18 protein-coding genes and 1 pseudogene are annotated in these 16,592 nt (G+C 62.2%); 14 read left to right on the forward strand and 5 right to left on the reverse strand.

Features of this window, described 5'->3' with window-relative positions:
• The 7 genes from ACILRC_RS10190 to ACILRC_RS10220 form a co-directional block, all read left to right on the forward strand.
• The coding region (locus tag ACILRC_RS10190) for a hypothetical protein (protein ID WP_395669259.1) at positions 1-365 on the forward strand (365 nt) is incomplete at its 5' end.
• Positions 366-369: 4 nt separating this feature from the next.
• Positions 370-792, forward strand: coding sequence for a hypothetical protein (locus tag ACILRC_RS10195; protein WP_395669260.1), 423 nt, complete (start codon positions 370-372; stop codon positions 790-792).
• Positions 785-970 carry a hypothetical protein gene (locus ACILRC_RS10200; protein WP_395669261.1) on the forward strand — a complete coding sequence of 62 codons (186 nt, stop codon included), beginning with the start codon at positions 785-787 and terminating at the stop codon, positions 968-970. The genes ACILRC_RS10195 and ACILRC_RS10200 overlap by 8 nt, the downstream gene beginning before the upstream one ends.
• 74 nt (positions 971-1,044) lie before the next feature.
• Complete coding sequence (locus ACILRC_RS10205; RefSeq protein WP_395669262.1) at positions 1,045-1,455, forward strand: hypothetical protein; 411 nt, start codon at positions 1,045-1,047, stop codon at positions 1,453-1,455.
• Positions 1,452-1,772 (forward strand): hypothetical protein, encoded by a 321-nt coding sequence (locus ACILRC_RS10210; RefSeq protein WP_395669263.1) that lies wholly within the window; start codon positions 1,452-1,454, stop codon positions 1,770-1,772. Before ACILRC_RS10205 ends, ACILRC_RS10210 begins: the two co-directional genes overlap by 4 nt.
• Before the next feature lie 4 nt (positions 1,773-1,776).
• The gene (locus ACILRC_RS10215) at positions 1,777-2,235 is read left to right on the forward strand and encodes a D-Ala-D-Ala carboxypeptidase family metallohydrolase (RefSeq protein WP_395669264.1); all 459 of its coding nucleotides are present in this window, start codon (positions 1,777-1,779) and stop codon (positions 2,233-2,235) included.
• 204 nt (positions 2,236-2,439) lie between these two features.
• Positions 2,440-2,664 (forward strand): hypothetical protein, encoded by a 225-nt coding sequence (locus ACILRC_RS10220; RefSeq protein WP_395669265.1) that lies wholly within the window; start codon positions 2,440-2,442, stop codon positions 2,662-2,664.
• 57 nt (positions 2,665-2,721) lie between these two features.
• Here the strand turns inward: ACILRC_RS10220 and ACILRC_RS10225 are convergent, their stop codons facing one another.
• On the reverse strand, positions 2,722-3,855 hold the full coding sequence (locus ACILRC_RS10225; protein ID WP_395669266.1) for a tyrosine-type recombinase/integrase: 1,134 nt from the start codon (positions 3,853-3,855) through the stop codon (positions 2,722-2,724).
• Positions 3,856-3,967: 112 nt separating this feature from the next.
• On the opposite strand from ACILRC_RS10225, the gene dusA reads away from it, so the two are divergent.
• Positions 3,968-5,005: a tRNA dihydrouridine(20/20a) synthase DusA gene (gene dusA, locus ACILRC_RS10230; protein ID WP_395669353.1), complete on the forward strand. Its 1,038-nt coding sequence runs from the start codon at positions 3,968-3,970 to the stop codon at positions 5,003-5,005.
• Positions 5,006-5,017: 12 nt separating this feature from the next.
• Positions 5,018-6,016, forward strand: a complete 999-nt coding sequence (locus ACILRC_RS10235; protein ID WP_395669267.1) for an alpha/beta fold hydrolase — start codon at positions 5,018-5,020, stop codon at positions 6,014-6,016.
• 65 nt (positions 6,017-6,081) lie between these two features.
• On the opposite strand, the gene ACILRC_RS10240 is transcribed toward ACILRC_RS10235, so the two are convergent.
• The 4 genes from ACILRC_RS10240 to ACILRC_RS10255 form a co-directional block, all read right to left on the reverse strand.
• Positions 6,082-6,492: a hypothetical protein gene (locus tag ACILRC_RS10240; RefSeq protein ID WP_395669268.1), complete on the reverse strand. Its 411-nt coding sequence runs from the start codon at positions 6,490-6,492 to the stop codon at positions 6,082-6,084.
• A 197-nt stretch (positions 6,493-6,689) separates the two neighbouring features.
• Positions 6,690-7,427, reverse strand: a complete 738-nt coding sequence (locus ACILRC_RS10245; RefSeq protein ID WP_395669269.1) for an ArsR/SmtB family transcription factor — start codon at positions 7,425-7,427, stop codon at positions 6,690-6,692.
• The gene (locus ACILRC_RS10250) at positions 7,424-7,771 is read right to left on the reverse strand and encodes an NIPSNAP family protein (RefSeq protein ID WP_395669270.1); all 348 of its coding nucleotides are present in this window, start codon (positions 7,769-7,771) and stop codon (positions 7,424-7,426) included. The genes ACILRC_RS10245 and ACILRC_RS10250 overlap by 4 nt, the downstream gene beginning before the upstream one ends.
• 122 nt (positions 7,772-7,893) lie before the next feature.
• Complete coding sequence (locus tag ACILRC_RS10255) at positions 7,894-8,568, reverse strand: GntR family transcriptional regulator (protein ID WP_395669271.1); 675 nt, start codon at positions 8,566-8,568, stop codon at positions 7,894-7,896.
• A gap of 92 nt (positions 8,569-8,660) precedes the next feature.
• On the opposite strand from ACILRC_RS10255, the gene scpA reads away from it, so the two are divergent.
• The 5 genes and pseudogenes from scpA (at position 8,661) to ACILRC_RS10280 (ending at position 16,591) form a co-directional block, all read left to right on the forward strand.
• Positions 8,661-10,835 (forward strand): methylmalonyl-CoA mutase, encoded by a 2,175-nt coding sequence (gene scpA, locus ACILRC_RS10260; RefSeq protein ID WP_395669272.1) that lies wholly within the window; start codon positions 8,661-8,663, stop codon positions 10,833-10,835.
• A 319-nt stretch (positions 10,836-11,154) separates the two neighbouring features.
• Positions 11,155-11,343 (forward strand): annotated as a pseudogene (locus ACILRC_RS10265) (GIY-YIG nuclease family protein); the annotation flags it as partial.
• Between the two features lie 198 nt (positions 11,344-11,541).
• Positions 11,542-12,615, forward strand: coding sequence for a methylmalonyl Co-A mutase-associated GTPase MeaB (gene meaB / locus ACILRC_RS10270; protein WP_395669354.1), 1,074 nt, complete (start codon positions 11,542-11,544; stop codon positions 12,613-12,615).
• 21 nt (positions 12,616-12,636) lie between these two features.
• The gene (locus ACILRC_RS10275; protein ID WP_395669273.1) at positions 12,637-14,169 is read left to right on the forward strand and encodes an acyl-CoA carboxylase subunit beta; all 1,533 of its coding nucleotides are present in this window, start codon (positions 12,637-12,639) and stop codon (positions 14,167-14,169) included.
• 373 nt (positions 14,170-14,542) lie between these two features.
• Positions 14,543-16,591, forward strand: a complete 2,049-nt coding sequence (locus ACILRC_RS10280) for an acetyl-CoA carboxylase biotin carboxylase subunit (RefSeq protein WP_395669274.1) — start codon at positions 14,543-14,545, stop codon at positions 16,589-16,591.
• The last annotated feature ends 1 nt before the right edge of the window (position 16,592 follow it).

The raw sequence follows: 16,592 nt of genomic DNA on the forward strand, positions 1-16,592 counted from the left end.
TCATTAAAAACAACGGGCAACAGCAAACACGCACCACTGGCGGCGGTGCTTTGATGGATAGTTTTGACTGTCGTGCGTGGGTGAACTTTAACGGCACTGGTACTGTAGCTATCCGGGCCGGTGGCAACGCAACGTCTATTACTGACCATGGAGTGGGTGAATATTCACTCAACTTCACCACGGCTATGCCAGATCCAAACTATTCATTTGGCGGCAATGCTGGAAATAACTCCACGTTATCGAGCGGATTTTTATTGCAGCAAACAACAAGCGCGCCAGCAGTGGGTAGTTTTCGGTTTGGGGTACATCAAGTTGGCGTTGGTGCCGCTGACGTGCCTTACGTGTGTGTCCAGATTTTCAGGTAAGACCATGAACAAAGTAATTGTTTACAAACAAGACAACGGCGTGGTCGCAATTGTGCGCCCGTGCTTTGGCGACAAGCGGCAGATTCTGGTGAGTGAAGCGGTCTACCGCACAGTCACTGTGCCCGCGACTGACGACATGCCTGAGCATGATGCGCAAGAGCTAGTAACGCCAGCGGTCTACCGTGACGAAACCTACGATGAATACATCTTGGCCGTTGCTCTCAAGGATGTGCCTGCTGGCAAGCCTTTCAAAATCATCGACGCGGACCAGGTGCCGACCGACCGCAGTCAGCGCAACGCCTGGACTGTTGACGAGGTCGATTTGACCGATGGCACGGGTGCTAACTACGGCGCTGGCTCGAATGTTGACGTTGTGGCTTGGGACGAAACTTTGCAACCCGTTTTGAAAGAGCGAATCCATGATTAAGATTGACCAGAAACTGATCAACCCGGTCGAGAAAATCCAGCAACTCGAAACCCAAAACCCAATAACTCATCGCCAACTGCGCGAGTTTATTTTGGGTGGCGAAGCGGCCAAGCAAGTGCAAAAGAAGTTTGCGGCCGTAGAAGCTGAAATCAAAGAGCTGCGGGCAAAGAGCGGCTGAACCCGCGTCTACTTCAAAACACAGGCCGCTAACCAGCGGCCTTTTTTGCGCCTAAAAACCCCCAGAGGACTTTCATGCCAGAACCCACCTCCACCACTGCAGCGGCCGCCGCCACGTATGCAGCGGCTGGTCTATCAGTGCCGATGCTCACAGCCTTTGGGGTCAACCTGGGGTTGCGTGCTGACGTGCTCATTGCAGGCTTTTTTGGAAGCCTGGTCGCCATCATCCTGCTCAACAGCGTGCCCAGCGCGGGTGACACATGGCAGCACCTGGTGCGCACTACTTTCAAGCGCATGTTCGTGGCCGTGGCCAGCAGCGTGACGGCGGGCTACCTGACGCCGCTCGCGCTGCTGCTGGCTAGCCTTCCTGACGCGCTGCTACTCAGTGCCGCGTTTGGTGTTGGTGGCGGTGCGCAGCGGGTGTTGCTCATTCTGATCGCAAAGTTCGGGGTGCCCCCTGCATCGAATGATGGGAGCGCACCATGAGCACAACACTGCAACTGCTGCACTGGGTCGCGGGCTTCATTGTTCTGGCCGAGGCCCTCAACAAGTTGGAGCGCACTGCGCCGTTTGCGCCGGGCCTTACATCGCACGCGCGCCTGGTAGCTGGCCTCAAAGCGCTGGCCTGGGCTTTGCTGGCAGTCGGCGGGGGAGGGGCCTTGGTGTCCCCTTTCCTGACCGCCATTGGCGTGCATCCGGGCCTGTCGCAGTTCCTGTTTCACCAAGCTCCGTCACTGGCAGAGACCTGCGTGCTGGCGGGCTTTGCAGTGCTCATCGTGCGCACGCGCGTCAAAGAAGGCTAGCACCATGCAACTCTCCCCCCACTTCACCCTTGCCGAGCTGACTGCCAGCAACAAAGCGCGCGCCCTAGGCCTGGACAACACACCGGCGCCGGAGCTGCTGCCTCGCCTGATCCTTCTGGCCGAGATGCTTGAACGCATCCGCAGCACCCTCAACGTGCCAATCACGGTCACCAGTGGCTACCGCTCGCCACAGCTCAACCGCGCTGTGGGCGGCGTCACCAGCTCCGACCACACCCAGGGCCATGCCGCCGACATCCTTGCACCCCGCTACGGCACGGCATCCGATGTGGCCACCATGCTGGCACCGTTGGTGAGTGTCTTGGGCATTGGCCAGCTCATCCTGGAAGGCATTGGCGGCAAGCAGTGGGTGCACGTCAGCACCCACGCACCCGAGAAGTCGATCAACCGCGTGCTCACCATCACCGACCGTGGCGCGCAGCCTGGCATCGTGAGGCTGTCATGAGTGCGCTGGCTGCCCTCTTCAACCCCCGCACCTGGGCCATTGGCGCGCTGTTGCTGGTTCTGGCCGCGAGTCACTGGAAGGCCTACCACCTCGGCGGCGCGGTCGTGACTGCCGAGCGAACCGCCGAGGATCTGCAGCGCAGCCGTGCGGCCCTGCGTTACGTCGAAACTAAAACCGCACAGGTCGCAACCTTGGAGAAAGCTTATGTGGAAAACCAACGTCGCGCGGCTGCTGACGCTGCTGCTGCTGGCGGTGCTCTTGAGCGCCTGCGCGTCGAGCTCGCCGCCGCCCCCGCTGGTGGTGGTGCCACCTCCGCCGCCGGCACAGATCATGGAACCGGAGGACTTGAGCGCGAGCTACTCGGCCAGTGTGCAGGCGCTCTTGGAGCAATGGCTCAAGAGGCTGACCGATTGGCGGGAAAAGTTGTAGCACTCCAGGCGTATGTGCAGGCAGTGCGCACGTCTGCACCGTGATCTAAACGTCGCCCTATGCCCCCCCACCCCTCACGGGGTGGGGGGGCTTTTTTGCGTCTGTGTCTGCGGCCGCGACCTCAATTCCAAGCCTGGCCAGCCACGGCCAATCCTTGTATTTGTCGCCCACCTGGCGCAGGTGGGTGTACCGCTTGAGGCTGGTCCACGACCGGTGGCCTGACACGCAGGCCACCCTGGGTATGGTCCAGCCCAGCTCAAACAGGCGGCTGATCCCTTCGTGCCTTAGGTCATGGAAGTGCAGGTCGTCGATGCCCAACAGTACGCACGTGCGCGTGAATGCGGTGCTGACCGACTGGCTGTTGTACGGCCAGATCACCCCGTCTTTGGCCGACTGCTGCGTGATGAGCTGCAGCGCCTCGGGCGTCAGGGTGGTGCGCACGTCGTTGCCGATTTTTTCGCCCGGGTTCTTCATGTCCCGCACTGTGATCTCCATGTTGGCGGCGTCCAGGTCTTTGGCCAGCATGCGGCAGATCTCTTCCTGCCGGCGTGTGCTGAAGATGGCAAAGGCAACCAGCCGCGTCATTGGGATCATCGTTTTGCGGCTGCTGCCTTTGCGCTCGGTGACGCTGAAGTGATCCATTAGCCGGTCGAGTTCGTCCAGGGTAGGGCGGCGGGTGCGTTGCCTGGATCTGCCAATCAGCCCCATCTTGTCGAGTACCACCCGCGCATCGTCCATGGCTTGTTTGTCCAGCGGGTAGCCCCACGCTGGCTTGGCCACGCTGAATATCGACGCCAGGTGTGAGATGTAGTTGCCCCGTGTGGACGGCTGCGCATCGATCGACTGAGCAAACTTCACCAGCGCCTGGCTTGTGATCTCGGAGCAGCGCAAGCTGCCGATGTCGGCGGCCTTGATGGTGTCGAGCACCTGCGTCTTGGTTTTCCCGTGCGCTTTTTGGTTCTCCTGGTTGTACTGGTCGATCACGTCCTTGAGCTGCGGGTCTTTGGGCTGGGTCAGCGCGCCAGGCTGGGCCAGCTCGGTCTCGCGCTTTTTCAGCCAGGCCTGCGCAGCGGGCTTGCGATCAAACGTCTGTGACTCGGTGAACACCACCTTGCCAGCGTGCTTGATGCGGATCTGGGCCGTGTGGCCAACGGTGCCGTCCTTGCGCTTGCGTGAGACAATCGAGCCCATGGCGGTGCTACATGAAGTTTTTGTAGCACTCAATGTAGCACCAGCCAAACGAAATCAACGAAAAAGCAGCTAAAACAAGGTGAATCCAACAAGCGAAAAGCCCACCGCCACCATTGGTAAAGCTGCTGCTCAGACGAGAAATCGCATCAGCGTGGCGCCGATGATGGACTGGACCGACCGCCACTGCCGCTACTTCCACCGCTTGCTATCTCACCATGCCTTGCTCTACACCGAGATGGTGACCACCGGGGCTTTGCTGCACGGGGACGTGCCGCGCCACCTGCGCTTTGATGCGGAAGAACACCCGTTGGCCTTGCAACTGGGGGGAAGCGAACCCACCGATCTGGCGGCCTGCGCCAAGCTGGGCGAGGCCTGGGGATACGACGAAATCAACATCAACTGCGGCTGCCCGTCCGAGCGGGTGCAGCGTGGCGCATTTGGTGCCTGCCTGATGGCCGAGGCGCCGCTGGTGGCCGACTGCGTCAAGGCCATGGTCGATGCGGTGTCGGTGCCGGTCACCGTCAAGCACCGCATCGGCATTGACCGCAATGAGAGCTACGCCTTTGTGCGGGACTTTGTGGGCACTGTGGCCCAGGCGGGTTGCAAGACTTTCATCGTGCATGCGCGCAACGCTTGGCTGCAGGGCTTAAGCCCCAAGGAAAACCGCGAGATCCCGCCGCTGCGCTACGAGCTGGTGTACCAGCTGAAAAAGGACTTCCCGGCGCTGACGGTGGCCATCAACGGAGGCATCACCACCACCGAGCAGGTGCACGCGCATTTGCAGCATGTCGATGGCGTGATGGTTGGCCGCGAGGCGTACCACAACCCGTGGTGGCTTGCCGATTGGGATGCCACGTTTTTTGGTGCGCCGCCGTCGGCGCTCACCCGCGAATGGGTGGAGGAGCAGATGGTGGAGTACATGGAGCGCGAAGCCATCCAGCACGGCACGGCTTGGTACCCCATTGCCCGCCACATGCTGGGCCTGCGCCATGGCCAACCCGGCGCGCGCCGTTGGCGCCAGGTCTGGAGCGACCACCGGCTCAAACACCTCCCGGCCCGCGAGGTGATGCTGCTGGCCCATGCGGCTGCGTCCGATGCGGCGCCGGTGGCCGCTTGGGCTTCGGCATCTTCTGCAGACGTTCTGGCCTGAGGGGCTGCTCGCATGGCGAACCCCCCATCTCCTTCCGGCCCCCTGCGCGCAGATGCTGCGCCCGCTTTGCCTTTGCCCTTGCCCGCCGAGTGGACCCAGTTGCCAACTGCAGCGGGGCCCGTGGCGCTGTACCACGCTGGGCCTGACCCCGTGGGCCGGCATGTGCCGGGCTCGCAGGTGCAAGGCATGCAGGCACGCACGCCAGTGGGTTTGAACTTCCCGCCGCTGCTCTTGGTACACAGCGTTAACGCCGCCGGAACCGCTGCTGAGATGGCGCCCCTGTTTGCGCACTACCGCCAAACGCGCGCTGTGCACGCGCTGGACCTGCCTGGCTTTGGCCTGTCAGACCGGTCGGACCGGCCTTACACACCGCGCCTGATGACCGACGCGCTGCTGGCCTGTCTGCAGATCATGGCGCAGCGGCATGGCGCGCAAGCCTTTGATGTGGTGGCGTTGTCCTTGGGCTGCGAGTTCGCGGTGCGTGCGCAGCTAGAACAGCCGCAGCGCGTAGGCCGCTTGGCCTTGGTGAGCCCCACCGGCTTCAATGGCCAACCCCGCCGCTACGGACCACCGCAAAGCACCTTGGGGCTGGAGGGCCTGCACCGCTTTTTGTCGCACCCCTGGTGGAGCGATGCGCTGTACCGGGGTCTGACCCGGCCGGGGGTGATCCGCTACTTTTTGCAGCGCAGCTGGGGCGCCAAAAAAATTGATGAGGCACTATGGCACTACGACGTGCTGACCACTCGCCAACCGGGTGCCCGCTACGCCCCGCTGTACTTTTTGTCGGCGCACTTGTTCAGCAAAGACGTCAACGCGATGTATGAGGCGCTTCAGTGCCCCGTGTGGGTCTCCATGGCCACGCGCGGCGACTTCACCAACTACATCGGGCGCAGCACGGTGCAGGGTCGTGCCAACTGGCACTTCCACACCGTGCCGGGCGGCGCGCTGCCGTACTTTGAGGATCTGGCCGGCTTTGTGGCGCTGTTGGATCCTTTTTTGGCGGTCCGATGAACAGGCGGGTGATAAGCTGGCCATCGGCGGCGGCGCCCGCCACTGCCATCGCCTTTCGGGAAACCTTAGCGCGCTTCCAGCTCCCTCTGTAGTGCAATCCAGGCGGCGTCAAAGCTGAGCTTTTTCGCCATCGGCGATCCCGGCTCCACCACCCGCCAGAACGGGGCGAGGGGCTGCACACTGCCAGTCCGGTTGAACTCCTCCCAGCTGTGCTCCGCGACGATTCTGAGAAAAATGGAGGTGGACACCGGGCACGCCGCGTCACAGCCGTTTTTCTCGGCCAGCCGGCGCCGAAACGCCTGCACCGACAGCGTGGTTCCCGCCGGGATGGTCTTGAGTTCTGCCGCGACCTCCATCGGCGACGAGATGTACAGCCTGGCCCCCTTGGGCACACCCGCAAAATCTTTGTCCAAGATGACATGGTGCGGCGGCTTGGCCAGCATCTTGTCACCCCATGTCTTCTTTGCTCTGGGCATCACGCGCTCCTGTGTTGTCGTTCCCACAAATTTACGCCGAGGTCGGAGCGGTGCAAATAATCCCCGGAAAAACCCTGATGGAAGGGGATGGCAGGGAATGGTGTGGGATGGCAAGGGTGATGCGCGTCGTTTCCCGGTGCAGGCTGGGTTTCAGTGGTGTCGTGTGGCAACCCAAACCGGCGAATTTCCTTTGCGCATCACAGCGCGTTGACCGAGGGCAGCAGGGCCGCCAAGTACTGGCGTCCCAGCGGAGTTACGTCCAACGCGCGTTCGCCGTTATGGCGGCGCAGCCAGCCTTGTTGCAGGCAGTGCGCCAGCAGCGCTTTGGGTAGCTTGCCCGCCATGTGGTCGCGGCGCTCGGACCAGTCCAGGCAGCGGTAGGCTACGCGGTGTGCTGCGGACAGCTTGGCTTGGTCCATGCCATTCACCGCACATCCCAGCGCGTCCAGCCCCGCCATTCCCTGGGCGGTGAGCAGGTAGCCATCGCTGACGGGCGCGAGCCACTCTTTGGACAGCAGTTGCGAAAACAGCTCCACGCCCAGTTGGCCTGCCAGGTGCCCGTAGCAGCAGCGGGCAAAGCGCAGCCGCTGGCGCGTGGGGTTGGCCCAACCGGCGGTGTGGGTGCGGCGCTCGGCGATCAGCGCCACTGCCTCCAGTGCGTGGGCCACTTCATCGTCGGCCAACTTGTAGTAGCGGTGCCGCCCGCGCTGCTCGCACACCAGCAGCTCGGCCGCCATCAGCTTGCCCAAATGCCCGCTGGCTGTGGCTGGCGTGACGGACGCGGCCCGCGCCAACTCGCCCGCGCTGGCGTAGTCGCCCGCCAGCAGGTAGCTGAGCATGCGCGCACGCGTGGAATCGGCAATCACGGCGGCGACACTGGCCAGCCTGGGCTCGTAGGGTGTGGCTGATGGTGGGGCCGATGGTGGGGGTTTCATGCGGCTTCAATGTAGCCGGTGGGGGCCCGCAGGTAGCTGTCGTGCACCGGCTGGGGGAAGGTGCGCTCTTCCTTCAGGATGAAACGCTCGCGCTGCGCAAAGGCAAAGTTGGCTTGGGCCTCGTCGTCTACACGCAGACGCTGGCGGTAGGCCTCGTACGCCGCCAAGCTAGAGAAAGAGATCAGCCCCCAAGCCTCATAGTTGCTTCCCTCATGCGGTGCAAAGTAGCCCAGCAAATGCCCGCCTAGACGGGGAATGATGCGGGCCCAGTTGTTGGCATAGGCTGCGAACTGGTTTCTCTGGAAGGGGTCGATTTCGTAGCGGATGAAGCAGGTGATGGTCATGGAGGCTCCTCGACATGGTAGTGGGAGGAGTGTCAGAGATGCGGGGGTGGAATGCTTTGGTGGGTGGCGAAATGCGGGGCGGAACTTGCGGTGTAGCTCTGCGAAGCAAACCGTGCGTGGACCTACTCCGCCGCCTCCAACCCATTTGCAAAATGCGCCCGCATGCACCGCTGCGTGCGCTCTGCATCCCTCGCCAACAGCGCGTCCAGGATGGCCCGGTGCTCGGCCAATGACTCTGCAATGCGCCCAGTCTTGAGCAGCGAGTGGTGGCGGTTGAGTTTCATCACCTTGCGCAGGTCGGCCACCATTTGGTCGCGCCAGCGGTTGCTGGCAATGGACAGCAGGCGCATGTGGAACTGTTCGTTGATGGCGAAGAACCGGTCGGTGTTGGCGGCTCCGGCGGCGTCCGCTTGGGCGGCGGCTTCCAGTTGGGTGTGCAGCGCTTGCAGCTCGGCCAGTTCGGCGTCGCTGGCGGTGGTGGCGACCACGCCCGCGGCGTCGCTTTCCAACAGGCTGAGCAGGTGGTACACGTCGCGCAGGTCTTGGGTGGAGACCTCGGTGACGTAGGCGCCCCGGCGCACTTTCATGGTCACCAGGCCCTCGGCGGCCAGCACTTTCAGTGCTTCGCGCAAAGGGGTGCGGCTGATGCCGTACTCTTCGGCAATCTTGAGTTCATCGATCCAACTGCCCGGCTCCAGGGTGCGCTGAAAAATGCGCTGACGCAGCAGTTCGGCGACTTCCACATAGAGCGCGCGGGGCGAGAGGCTGGGGCGGATTTCGGATAGCAAGGCGGACATAGGTGCTGCAAATTGTAAGCTTCAACCCAGATTCTGAATGAATAATTATGAATAATGTACACTCGTCGCGCCTAACTCGGAAGCACCCATCCATGACCGATCAGACCCCCGAATTCAAGCCCGCCACCCTGACCGATTGGCAACAGGCGGCCGCCAAATCGGCCCCCGGTGGCAAGGTCGATGCGTTGAACTGGACCACCCCGGACGGCATCACCGTCAAGCCGCTGTACACCGCAGCAGACACCGCAGCACTGCCGCACGCCGACACCTTGCCGGGCTTTGAGCCCTACTTGCGCGGCCCGCAGGCCACGATGTACGCGGTACGGCCCTGGACGATTCGCCAGTACGCCGGCTTCTCTACTGCCGAAGAGTCCAACGCGTTTTACCGCCAGGCGCTGACCGGTGGCGCACAGGGTGTGTCGGTGGCCTTCGATTTGGCCACCCACCGCGGCTACGACAGCGACCACCCGCGTGTCACTGGCGACGTAGGCAAAGCCGGTGTGGCCATCGACAGCGTGGAAGACATGAAGATCTTGTTCGACCAGATTCCACTGGGCAAGGTGTCGGTGTCCATGACCATGAACGGCGCCGTGCTGCCGGTGCTGGCTGGTTATGTGGTGGCCGCAGAAGAGCAGGGCGTGTCGCAGGACCAGTTGTCGGGAACGATTCAGAACGACATTCTGAAAGAGTTCATGGTGCGCAACACCTACATCTACCCGCCAGCGCCGAGCATGCGCATCATCGGCGACATCATTGGTTACACCGCCAAACATATGCCCAAGTTCAACTCGATCAGCATTTCGGGTTACCACATGCAAGAGGCCGGCGCCAACCAAGCGCTGGAACTCGCGTTCACCCTGGCCGATGGCAAGGAGTATGTGAAGACCGCCATTGCCACCGGGCTGGATGTGGACGAGTTCGCTGGGCGCTTATCTTTCTTTTGGGCCATTGGCATGAATTTCTACCTGGAGGTGGCCAAGATGCGCGCGGCGCGCTTGCTGTGGTGCCGCATCATGAAGGGCTTCGGTGCCCAATCGCCCAAGAGCCTGATGCTGCGCACCCACTGCCAAACCAGCGGATGGTCGCTCACCGAGCAAGACCCCTACAACAACGTGGTGCGCACCACCATCGAGGCCATGGCGGCCGTCTTTGGTGGCACCCAAAGTCTGCACACCAACAGCTTTGATGAAGCCATTGCGTTGCCCACCGAGTTCAGCGCGCGCATTGCCCGCAACACCCAGCTCATTCTCCAGGAAGAGACCCACATCACCAGCGTGATCGACCCCTGGGCCGGCAGCTACATGATGGAAAAGCTCACCCAAGACATGGCCGATGCGGCGTGGAAGATCATCGAAGAGGTGGAAGCCATGGGCGGCATGGTCAAGGCGGTGGACAGCGGCTGGGCCAAACTCAAGATCGAAGCTGCCGCCGCCGAGAAGCAGGCGCGCATCGACAGCGGCAAAGACGTGATCGTGGGCGTGAACAAGTACAAGCGCAAAACTGAAGACTCCATTGAGGCGCGTGACATCGACAACGTGGCGGTGCGCAAGGGCCAGATCGCCCGCCTCAAAGCGGTGCGCGCTGGTCGTCATGCGGCCCAGGTGCAGGCGGCACTGGCGGCACTGAGTGCAGCCGCCGAATCGGGCGAGGGCAATTTGCTCGACTTGTCCATCCAGGCCATGCGCCTGCGCGCCACCGTGGGCGAGGTCAGCGACGCACTGGAGAAAGCCTTTGGCCGCCACCGCGCCGACACCCACAAAGTCAGCGGTGTGTATGCCGCGGCCTACGACAGCGCCACGCAAGGGGACACCATGGAGTACTGGAACGCACTCAAAGCCGACATCGCCACCTTCGCCGAAAAGCAAGGTCGCCGCCCGCGCGTGATGATCAGCAAACTCGGCCAAGATGGCCACGACCGCGGCGCCAAGGTGGTGGCCACCGCCTTTGCCGACCTGGGCTTTGATGTGGACATGGGTCCGCTGTTCCAAACCCCCGAAGAATGTGCCCGCCAGGCCATCGAGAACGACGTCCACGCTGTGGGCGTATCGACCTTGGCCGCGGGCCACAAGACGCTGGTGCCCGCCATCATTGCCGAGCTGAAAAAGCAGGGCGCCGACGACATCATCGTTTTCGTAGGCGGCGTGGTGCCGCGCCAGGACTACGACTTTTTGTACGCCGCCGGCGTCAAAGGCATTTACGGGCCCGGGACGCCGATACCGGTGAGTGCGCGGGATGTGCTCAGTCAGATAGAGAAGGCGCTCCGCTGATTGGTTTCGCAAGCGCCCCACCATCTATGCCCGCCGCCCATGCCCGCCGCAGCGTCCCTCGCCAAACCCGTTCGAGCTGAGCTTGTCGAAGCCCACCACCCATGCCCGCCGCAGCGCTCCTCTCCACACCCGTTCGCGCTGAGCTTGTCGAAGCTGCGCCATGCGCTACGCCCGTCAACCTGGTATGGGGTACGGCGAATAGCAACAGCGCACAGCAGCGTCTCGCGCCTGAGAAGATTCAGTGAACGGGGCTGGGCTGCATGACAAGCGCACTTCATGGAAGCAACGAGGCGACTAGATGAAGCCGTTCGTTGTTTATATGCTTCGCTGCTCCGATGCGTCCTACTACATCGGGCAGACCGATGATTTGGAAGCGCGCTTGCGCCAGCACGCGGTGGGTGAGATTGGATACACCGCGACCCGAAAGCCGGTGGAACTGGTATGGCGGGGCGAGTTCGAGACCCGAGACGCTGCGCTGGCGTTCGAGCGCCAAGTGAAGGGATGGTCGAGACTGAAGAAGGAGGCATTGATCGCCGGCGATTGGGATCGGATGCGGGAGTTGGCCCAGTCCAAATCTGCACCAAAGACAGAGCCCCGCATTGCAGGTCCTTCGACAGGCTCAGGACGAACGGGGTTGTTGGAGCAGGCGCCGGGCGTGGAGCATCTTTCTGCGGTAGGTCCTTCGACAGGCTCAGGACGAACGGGGTTGTTGGAGCAGGTGCTTGGTAAGGAGTTGGCAAGCGAGCAGCGCCGCGCCATCGCCAAAGCCATCACCTTGCTGGAGTCCACCCGTGCGGACCACCGTGCGCAAGCCGATGGTTTGCTCACGGACTTGTTGCCGCACACGGGGAAATCGTTTCGCCTGGGGCTCAGCGGCGTGCCGGGTGTGGGCAAGAGCACGTTGATTGAGGCGCTGGGTCTGTACCTGATTGACAAAGGCCACCGCGTCGCGGTGTTGGCGGTGGACCCCAGCAGCACGGTGTCGGGCGGTTCGATTCTGGGCGACAAGACGCGCATGGAAAAGCTCTCGGTGCACCCGCAGGCCTACATCCGCCCGAGCCCGTCCAGTGGCAACCTGGGTGGCGTGGCCGAGAAGACGCGCGAGGCCATGCTGGTGTGCGAGGCAGCGGGTTACGACATGGTGATTGTCGAAACCGTGGGCGTAGGCCAAAGCGAGATTGCGGTGGCGCACATGACCGACATGTTTGTGCTCATGCAGTTGCCCAATGCAGGCGACGATTTGCAGGCCATCAAAAAGGGCGTGATGGAGCTGGCCGATTTGGTACTCATCAACAAAGCCGACATCGACGCCGACGCCGCGCTGCGCGCCCAGGCGCAGATCACGTCCAGCCTGCGTTTGATGGGCTTTGTCGGTGACCCGCACGCGCTACACACCGAGGCGCATTGGCAGCCCCAGGTGCTGCAAGTCAGTGCTTTGCACGCGCAAGGTTTGGAAGGGTTTTGGGATGTGGTCACACGCTTTAAGACGCTGCAAACCGACAACGGCCAGATGGCAGCACGCCGCCAGGGCCAAGCCCAGGCCTGGATGTGGGAGCGCATCGACGCAGGCCTCAAGCACGCGTTCCATGCCAACCCCGCAGTGCAGGCACTCTTGCCGCAGCTGACCACGGCGGTGCAGTCCGGCCAGTTGGCCGCCAGCACGGCAGCGCGTCAATTGTTGGCTGCCGCTTCGATCGGTGTGGCGCCCGCTGGTACTGGCCCCGCCAACTCCCACCCAGATTCCACCGCGCGCGCCGATGCAGGCCGCACGGAGCCTTAGTTTCAGAAGGAAGGACACCGCATGCAAGACATTCTTCAACAGCTCGAAGCCAAGCGCGAACTCGCGCGCCAGGGTGGGGGAGACAAGCGCATCGCCGCCCAGCACAAGAAAGGCAAACTCACCGCACGCGAGCGCCTCGAGGTGCTGCTCGACGAGGGTACGTTCGAAGAGTGGGACATGTTTGTCGAGCACCGCTGCGTCGACTTCGGCATGGCCGAGCAGAAGATTCCGGGCGACGGCGTGGTCACCGGTTACGGAATGATCAATGGCCGCCTTGTGTTCGTCTTCAGCCAAGACTTCACCGTATTTGGCGGCGCCTTGAGCGAGGCGCACGCCGAGAAGATTTGCAAGGTGATGGACCAGGCCATGAAGGTCGGTGCCCCGGTGATTGGCCTCAACGACTCGGGCGGCGCCCGAATCCAAGAGGGCGTGGCATCACTCGGTGGCTACGCCGATGTGTTCCAGCGCAACGCGATGGCCAGCGGCGTGATTCCGCAGATCAGCATGGTGATGGGCCCCAGCGCCGGCGGCGCGGTGTACAGCCCAGCCATGACTGACTTCATCTTCATGGTCAAAGACAGTTCGTACATGTTTGTGACCGGTCCCGAGGTCGTCAAGACCGTGACGCACGAAGAGGTCACCGCCGAAGAGCTGGGCGGCGCCATCACCCACACCACCAAGAGCGGTGTGGCCGATCTGGCGTTTGACAACGACGTGGAGGCCCTCCTGATGCTGCGCCGCCTCTACAACTACCTGCCGCTGTCCAACCGCGAGAAGGCGCCGGTGCGCAAAAGCGGTGATGCTGCCGACCGCATTGACAAAAGCCTGGATACGCTGGTGCCGGACAACCCGAACAAGGCGTACGACATGAAGGAGCTGATCGTCAAGACGGTGGACGATGGCGACTTTTTCGAGATTCAACCCGAGTACGCCAAGAACATCCTGATCGGCTTCGCCCGCATGGACGGGCAGACCGTGGGCATCGTGGCCAACCAGCCGCTGGTGCTGGCCGGTTGCCTGGACATCAAGAGCAGCATCAAGGCGGCGCGCTTTGTGCGGTTTTGCGATGCGTTCAACATCCCGGTGATTACCTTTGTGGACGTGCCCGGTTTCATGCCCGGAACTTCTCAAGAGTATGGCGGCATCATCAAGCACGGGGCTAAGTTGCTGTACGCCTATGCCGAGTGCACCGTGCCAAAGATTACGGTGATCACCCGCAAGGCCTACGGCGGTGCCTATGACGTGATGGCATCCAAACACCTGCGCGGCGACGTGAACTTTGCCTGGCCCAATGCGGAGATTGCGGTGATGGGCGCCAAGGGGGCGGTGGAGATCATCTTTCGCGAGGACAAGGGCGACCCTCAGAAGCTGGCGGCCAAGGAGGCGGAGTACAAGGCACGTTTTGCCAATCCGTTTGTGGCCGGTGCGCGTGGGTTCATTGACGATGTGATTTTGCCCAGCGAGACGCGCAAGCGGATTTGCCGCTCGTTGGTGATGCTCAAGGACAAGAAGATTGAGAACCCTTGGCGCAAGCACGGGAACATTCCGCTGTGAACTGCTGCGTGTTTTTTCCTGCGGTGGTTTCTTGTTTTTATCTCCCACGGCGCGGTCGTGCTTTTCTCACGCACGGCGCGGGACGCCCGGGTGTTTTGCTCCGTGTCCCCCGGCCTTCGGCCTCCTCCTTTACCCACGCAAAACACCCGGGCATCCCGCGCCTGGGATGTGTGCATGCGTACCGTTTACGAGTCGCAGCAAAACTCCCTTCGCAGCAGCGGGCCCTGGGTGCCTGCCGCAGCGAAATAAAGGGGGAGGCCGCACAGCGGCCGGAGGACATTCGCGGAGGCAGGCACCCAGGGCCCGCTGCGGGCTCAGAAACACTTGTGAGCGAGCCACACGCTTGCTCCCCCCATCACGTTAGGAGAAATCGATGTTCACCAAAATCTTGATCGCCAACCGCGGCGAAATCGCCTGCCGCGTGATTGCAACTGCCAAAAAGATGGGCATCCAAACCGTTGCCGTCTACTCGGACGCCGACAAAGAAGCACGCCACGTCGCGCTGGCCGACGAGGCGGTGCACATCGGTCCCGCGCCCAGCCGGGAGAGCTATTTGCAGGCCGAAAAAATCATCGCTGCCTGCAAGCAGACTGGCGCGCAAGCCGTGCACCCTGGCTATGGTTTCCTGAGTGAAAACGCTGACTTCGCCAAGCGCGTGGAAGAAGAGGGCATTGTTTTCATTGGTCCAAAGCACTATTCCATTGCCGCCATGGGCGACAAGATCGAATCCAAAAAGCTGGCGGGCGCTGCCGGGGTGAATTGCATTCCGGGGGTCAACGACGCGATCGAGTCAGCAGACAAGGCGGTGGAGATTGCAAAAGGCATCGGCTACCCGGTGATGATCAAGGCCAGTGCTGGCGGTGGCGGCAAGGGCTTGCGCGTGGCCTACAACGACAAAGAGGCGCTGGAGGGATTTACCAGTTGCCGCAACGAGGCGCGCAACAGCTTTGGCGACGACCGTGTGTTCATCGAAAAATTTGTGGAGGAGCCGCGCCATATCGAGATTCAACTGATTGGCGACTCGCATGGCAACGTGCTGTATTTGAACGAGCGCGAATGTTCCATTCAGCGCCGCCACCAAAAAGTGATTGAGGAGGCGCCGTCGCCCTTTATCAGCGACGCCACCCGCAAATCCATGGGCGAGCAGGCGGTGGCGCTGGCCAAGGCGGTCAGGTACCAAAGCGCGGGCACCGTCGAGTTCGTGGTGGGCAAGGACCAGAGCTTTTACTTTTTGGAGATGAACACCCGCTTGCAAGTGGAGCACCCGGTCACCGAAGCCATCACCGGCTTGGACTTGGTGGAGTTGATGATTCGTGTGGCGGCTGACGAGAAGCTGCCGCTTACCCAAGCCGATGTGCAGCGCAAGGGTTGGGCGATGGAGTGCCGCATCAACGCCGAAGACCCGTTTCGCAACTTTCTGCCCTCCACCGGGCGCTTGGTGCGCTTCGCACCGCCTGCGCAAACCATGTGGCAGGGAGACACCGCGCATCTCTATGGCGTACGGGTGGACACCGGCGTACAAGATGGCGGCGAGATTCCGATGTACTACGACTCGATGATCGCCAAGCTCATCGTGCACGGCACAGACCGTCTGGATGCGATTGCCAAAATGCGCGAGGCGCTCAACGGTTTTGTGATCCGCGGTGTCTCCAGCAACATTCCGTTCCAGTCCGCGCTGCTGGCGCACCCCAAGTTTGTGGCGGGAGATTTCAATACGGGCTTCATTGCAGAGCATTACGCCAAAGGCTTCGCAGCCGAAGACGTGCCGCATGAGGACGCGGCGTTCTTGTTGGCGCTGGCAGCCTTCGTGCGCCGCAAATCGCGTGAGCGTGCTGCCAGCATCAGCGGCCAGTTGCCGGGCTACGCGGTCAACGTGGGAAAAGACTATGTGGTGGTCACCTTGTCGGCGAATGGCAAGAGCATCTACACCCCGGTGCATGTAGACGAATTCATGGGCGACAGCGGCTCGGCGCGGGTGCGTGTGGCCCAGCGGGTGTACGAGATACGCAGCCAGTCGCGCTTGAACGACATTGCCATTGTGGGCACGGTCAACGGCCAGCCCTTTACCGCGCAGGTGGAGCGCGGTACGCCCAAGAACCCGTTGGCGCTGCGGGTGCAGCACAACGGCACGCGGATCGACGCCTTGGTGGTGTCCCCCCGCATGGCCGAGCTGCATGCCCTGATGCCGTTCAAGGCGGCACCCGACATGAGCCGCTTTGTCCTCTCGCCTATGCCCGGTTTGTTGGTCGACGTGGCCGTGGTGCCGGGGCAAAAGGTGCAGGCCGGTGAGCGCATCGCCGTCATCGAGGCCATGAAAATGGAGAACGTGCTGTTCGCCCCGGCCGACGGTGTGGTGGGCAAAGTGCTAGCGGCCAAGGGCGAGTCGCTCACCGTGGACCAGCCGATTGTGGAATTCGCGTAAG

The organism is Rhodoferax sp. (assembly GCF_044236835.1).
Lineage (GTDB): Bacteria > Pseudomonadota > Gammaproteobacteria > Burkholderiales > Burkholderiaceae_C > Allorhodoferax.